At 45.8% G+C, this 4,961-nt stretch carries 6 protein-coding genes; all 6 read right to left on the bottom strand.

Annotation, left to right across the window (positions count from 1 at the left end):
• Nucleotides 1–177: 177 nt before the first annotated feature.
• The gene (locus RMO84_RS17940; RefSeq protein ID WP_310489803.1) at nt 178–432 is read right to left on the bottom strand and encodes a SemiSWEET transporter; all 255 of its coding nucleotides are present in this window, start codon (nt 430–432) and stop codon (nt 178–180) included.
• Between the two features lie 253 nt (nt 433–685).
• Complete coding sequence (locus tag RMO84_RS17935; protein ID WP_310489802.1) at nt 686–1,501, bottom strand: DUF6745 domain-containing protein; 816 nt, start codon at nt 1,499–1,501, stop codon at nt 686–688.
• Between the two features lie 81 nt (nt 1,502–1,582).
• Nucleotides 1,583–1,912, bottom strand: a complete 330-nt coding sequence (locus RMO84_RS17930) for a type II toxin-antitoxin system PemK/MazF family toxin (protein ID WP_310489801.1) — start codon at nt 1,910–1,912, stop codon at nt 1,583–1,585.
• Complete coding sequence (locus tag RMO84_RS17925) at nt 1,899–2,096, bottom strand: hypothetical protein (RefSeq protein WP_310489800.1); 198 nt, start codon at nt 2,094–2,096, stop codon at nt 1,899–1,901. The genes RMO84_RS17930 and RMO84_RS17925 overlap by 14 nt, the downstream gene beginning before the upstream one ends.
• 98 nt (nt 2,097–2,194) lie before the next feature.
• Nucleotides 2,195–4,276 (bottom strand): M3 family metallopeptidase, encoded by a 2,082-nt coding sequence (locus RMO84_RS17920; protein WP_310489799.1) that lies wholly within the window; start codon nt 4,274–4,276, stop codon nt 2,195–2,197.
• Between the two features lie 95 nt (nt 4,277–4,371).
• On the bottom strand, nt 4,372–4,884 hold the full coding sequence (locus RMO84_RS17915; protein WP_310489798.1) for a hypothetical protein: 513 nt from the start codon (nt 4,882–4,884) through the stop codon (nt 4,372–4,374).
• Nucleotides 4,885–4,961 lie beyond the last annotated feature (77 nt).

The following is a 4,961-nucleotide window of genomic DNA, read 5'->3' as shown; positions in this document are numbered from 1 at the left end:
ACGATGATAACCGGCGGCACCACCAAGGGGAGGTTACGAAGATTTTGGCGGAGTTGGTGTGAATACTTGCTCATGGTATTCACGTAATTGACGTTCTATGGAGAGTGGGAAATTTACTTTCATCCACAACAGATATGGTAGGTTGTCTTGACTATTTGAGCGTAAATTTAGCTCGATCTACCCATATTTAAGTTTGAAATGTAAAATCGCCAAATTTAGCATCAATGTAACTGCATTTGCGGCAATTATTGGGGCACTGTTGACTAATAAGCCATAAATCAGCCACATGGAAACTCCAGCAATAAATGATAGCAGAGTGGGTAAAGCCAGATCTTTTGTTGACTTAGATTGCCAAACCTGCAAGACTTGAGGCAAAAAAGCTGCTGTTGTCAGCGTTGCCGCTATATATCCTACAAGATCGATCGATTTCATTTTAAATTCTCTCCTGTAAGCAGATTTGGGCTGGAGAAAGAATGCTAACATTTCTAGTGTATCGATCGGTTATTCGTAGATTGGATTTAGCCGACGCGAAATCCAATCTACGAATCTACACAGGATTTACTAAAATTGTCGATCGAGGAGAATTTCCAGAATAGTTAGAGGAATTAATCGAGCTGGGTTAATCTACGATCGATCGAGCCAAATCTTGCATGGTAGATTGGGTTGAAGAATAAACCCTAACATTTTATGATGTTCGCCAATTATAGGTATCATAATCTGGGTGTTTGCCATGATGTGCATAAACACTATAGCCATCTGGAAATTCTAACGCAGATTCTCGATCGCTATGTAATTGTTTATTATCATCAAATAACATTTTAGCAGGACGAGGGCAAGCAATACATACTCGCTCAAACCTCATTAAAAATCCACAGTGTTGAATGAGTTGTTGGATTGCTTGCCATCTTTGTCGATCGTATTCTAATTTCAGTACCGAAATACAAAAATCGATAACACATGCATGAACAGACCATGCTGCGGGGCGTGTTATCGAGTGTGTGAACTTATAAGTGTGCTGGTATTCTAATTCTGGATTGAATCTATCTAGATCGATCGTCAATTGCTCCCGCAGGCAATTTGATTCAAAGAGAAAACTAGAGATGATTGGGTTCTCTTCATTCCAGTAATATGGAGAATCGAGATATCTCATTCGATTCGCAATCTTAACTTGCAATTCAAATGCTATTTGTCTGTTAATGATATTGGTTAAATGGTCGAGTACTCTTTTTGAGAATTTAATATTTAAATCTCTTCCTAGGTAATCATGTGGACGTTCGCCAACTCTGGCGAGCGATCGAATTGCTTGCAGTGGGTTATCATAGAATAATATTTCTGGTTCTGGATAATTAGAAAGTCGATAAGCTGCATTGATGGCTGCAATTTCTCGATCGCGCTCTAGAGGTGCCATCGAATATGCAATGGGCACCCATTTTTCTCGGTAAACAGGTATTAATAATTCCTGTTCTGGTGTTAATGCGGTAATGATAAATTTTTTTGGCATCTCGATTTCTATTTTATGACAATCGATACCGTCGTCCGGTCGTCTCGATCCATTAATATTTATGGGTGTTGGGTTTCGATGTCAAAATTGTAACTCAATAAATTCCGACCAAACTTTTTTCAATTGTGTCGCATCAGTTTCAGATAGCCGACCAATTTTTTTAGTAAACAGCGATTGCTCTAAACAATCTAATCTCGATAGCCTAACAGTAGATGCAAGTCTCAAGCCGCTCTCAGCCCATTTTTCTAACAAAACATCAGTATTCGTGCGAGGTTGTGCAGATGTAACTACGGCAACGATCGCATCTTGTCCATCCAGCCATAAAATAAGTACTGGACGCTTTTTAGCAACACCACCATTCGTATATTGAATTTCTGCTAGCCAAAAATCACCAGCTTTAATAGTCATCATAAAGCCCTTCATCTTCAGGGGCATAACCATTTAAAAAAGCACTGTGATTTCTAACAACAGTTGTTTCTGATTCTAAAGATTCTCTATGATTTGCCGCATTATTTAGAATCGTCCAAATTTCTTGCAGTACTGATTCAGAAACCTGTGGCAGTAGTTGGGTGATTTTATCGATCGAAGTAAGCATGATGTTAATATGCCTGCGTTGCTATTTACTCAATCTCTATTTTACATCTGAAAGCAGTAGGGGCAATTCATGAATTGCCCCTACCACAAGTCTGCCGACTACTTCGCAGCAACTAAGCCATTGTGACGTAACAACGCTGCTGGATCTGGCTCCCGCCCTCGGAAGGCTGTAAACACTTCCATCGGGTGCTGGCTACCGCCCAGCGATAATACTGTATCGCGGAACCGGCGCCCGGTCGTCTCGATCGCATCCGCATCATCTAGCCCAGCATCTTCAAACGCTGCAAAAGCATCGGCACTTAAGACTTCCGCCCATTTGTAGCTATAGTAGCCAGCCGCATAACCGCCAGCGAATATATGTCCGAAGGAGCAGAGGAAATTGTCTTCAGGTAATGGCGGAATTACCATGCTGATTTTGGCGAGGCGATTGCGGACATCGGCAATGGTTTCGGTGCCGCCTGGTTGATATTTGTTGTGGATTTCGAGATCCAACCAGCTAAAGTGGATCTGACGCAGCATTCCGCTACCGCTCATAAATGTGCGTGCGGCGAGGAGTTTTTGATAATAGTGTTCGGGTAATGCTTCGCCAGTTTCGTAGTGCTTGCCCAGACTGAGGAGGGTGGGGCGATGGTAGCACCAGTTTTCCATAAATTGGCTGGGTAACTCGACGGCATCCCATTCGACGTTACTAATGCCTGATGCGCCGACAAAATCGACGGTGGTGAGCATGTGCTGTAAGCCGTGTCCGAATTCATGGAATAGGGTTTCGACTTCGCCGAAGGTCATTAGACTGGGTTTACCGTCTACTGGCGGGGTTTGATTGCAGATTAGGTACGCAACTGGCAGACGGACTTTCGACCCATCTTTATCGGTCAATTTGGAGCGACTGATGCAGTCATTCATCCAAGCACCACCGCGTTTTTCGGCGGGGCGGCTGTAGGGGTCGAGATAGAAAAATGCGATCGGTTGATTTTGCTCGTTAGCGACTTGGAAGTAGCGCACGTCGGGATTCCAGACGGGTGCTTGGCCATCGGCGGCGGTAATATTAATGCCAAACAGACTGTGCGCGAGGTTAAATAAGCCCGATAGCACCTGTTCTAAGGGGAAATAGGGACGCAATTCTTCGGCATTGAAGTCAAATTTGGCTTCCCGCAGGCGTTCAGACCAGTAGGCCGCGTCCCAGTGTTTGAGATCGTTGGCTTCGGGGGCATCTTTAGAGATGGCAAAGGCGCGGAGATCTTCGAGATCTTGTTTGGCTGCTTCAAAGCTAGCACTACGGAGGGATTCGAGCAGATTTTCGACAGCGGCGACGGTGGGTGCCATTTTACTGGCGAGGCTGAGTTCGGCGAAGTTGTCGAAACCGAGGATGTTAGACATCTCGCGGCGTAATTCGAGGATGCGATCGATATTGCCGAGATTATCGTAATCTCCAGATGAAGCGCGGCTGACGAGTGCTTTATACACTTGCTCCCGCAAGTCTCGGCGTTGGCTATGCTGCATGAAGGGCATATAACTGGGCGCGTCGAGGGTAATTACCCAGGGGCCATCGGTGGGAGTAGCGGCTTCATGTCCGGCGGCTCGGGCAGATTGCGCAGCTTGACCGAGTAAACTTTCGGGGAGTCCCGCGATTTCTTCAGGTTTAGTCAGGGTAAGGCTATAGGCTTTAGTCGCATCGAGGACGTTATTGGAAAACTTATTGGAGAGATCGGCTAATTCGAGCTGAATCTGATTGAATCGCTCCTTCGGTGCGCCAGTCAAACCGACTCCAGATAGCTCCATATCGCGGATAGCGGCTTCGATAATCCGTTTTTGGGCAACGTCGAAGGTGGCAAATTCGGGACTGGCAGCGATCGCTTTATAGCCCTGATACAGCGCGGAACTCTGTCCCAATCGCATCCAAAACTGGACTGTCTGGGGCTGCATTTCTTCATACGCGGCGCGCAGTTCGGGACTGTTTTTAACACTCATTAGGTGTCCGACGATACTCCATCCCCAGGACAGTCGCTCGACAATGCGATCGAGTGGTTCGACTAATCCCGCCCAAGTGGGAATAATATTCGCTTCGAGATTGGTTAACTCTCCATTGGCTTCAGCCAGCAGTGCAGTAATGTCGGGAACGACCTGTTCTGTTTGGATTTCTGGAAATGGGGGCAATCCCTGACCTTGTAACAGCGGTTTCATAAGCAAGTGTGGTGAGAATCGATAATATATGTCTATTATCTCTCGATCGACACTGGATACCGTGTCTGGTTTACCGTCACGATTCCCGATCGAAATTACGCCCTCATCTCGATACCAGCTCGATCGATTATCTCCTGAGCGTACCCATTATGTTCCCACGCGCCAGTTAAGACTCCGGCAATACCGACCATTACTACCCCTAAAACCGGCACCCGTTCCAACTTTTTAACCTCCGCAATCTGGTAGCAACGACAATCGCCAGTCGCGACCAATCGCGCCCAATATTCGCAATTAAAACGGTACAGTTCGTATTGCCATTTATCGTGAAACTCTCCCACAGAAATGTGCATGGCTTGACGCACCCGATGCCTATCTTGATGTGATGTTCGATCAACTTGAAAACGCTGCCAATCGATTTGCCAAACCGCCAATCTCCCTGTGTCTTTCTCCCTGCCGCTATTAATCGGTTCCCATGCGAGCGAATCGAGATCGTTAAGTTGGACGGAGTAATGCAAAATATTCGGGTTATGGCGATCGCGATGCTGTAACAACTGCCCATAATCTGGATAAGAGAAATTACTCTCGATTAAATAGTGCAAATTTTGCATTGTTATTTACTCCTTTTAAATCGGCAGCCAAATCTACCGAAGTATAGCCAACATCCTAACCCCTCAATGCCGCCAGC

Source organism: Chamaesiphon sp. VAR_69_metabat_338 (genome assembly GCF_031423935.1).
Taxonomy (GTDB): Bacteria; Cyanobacteriota; Cyanobacteriia; order Cyanobacteriales; family Chamaesiphonaceae; genus Chamaesiphon.
This window is presented reverse-complemented; position numbering and strand designations above follow the sequence as displayed.

Excerpts from the sequence above, each read along its gene's own strand:
- RMO84_RS17925 (WP_310489800.1), bottom strand. The coding sequence starts at position 2,096 with ATGCTTACTTCGATCGATAAAATCACCCAACTACTGCCACAGGTTTCT.
- RMO84_RS17940 (WP_310489803.1), bottom strand. The coding sequence starts at position 432 with ATGAAATCGATCGATCTTGTAGGATATATAGCGGCAACGCTGACAACA.
- RMO84_RS17920 (WP_310489799.1), bottom strand. The coding sequence starts at position 4,276 with ATGAAACCGCTGTTACAAGGTCAGGGATTGCCCCCATTTCCAGAAATC.
- RMO84_RS17930 (WP_310489801.1), bottom strand. The coding sequence starts at position 1,912 with ATGATGACTATTAAAGCTGGTGATTTTTGGCTAGCAGAAATTCAATAT.
- RMO84_RS17935 (WP_310489802.1), bottom strand. The coding sequence starts at position 1,501 with ATGCCAAAAAAATTTATCATTACCGCATTAACACCAGAACAGGAATTA.
- RMO84_RS17915 (WP_310489798.1), bottom strand. The coding sequence starts at position 4,884 with ATGCAAAATTTGCACTATTTAATCGAGAGTAATTTCTCTTATCCAGAT.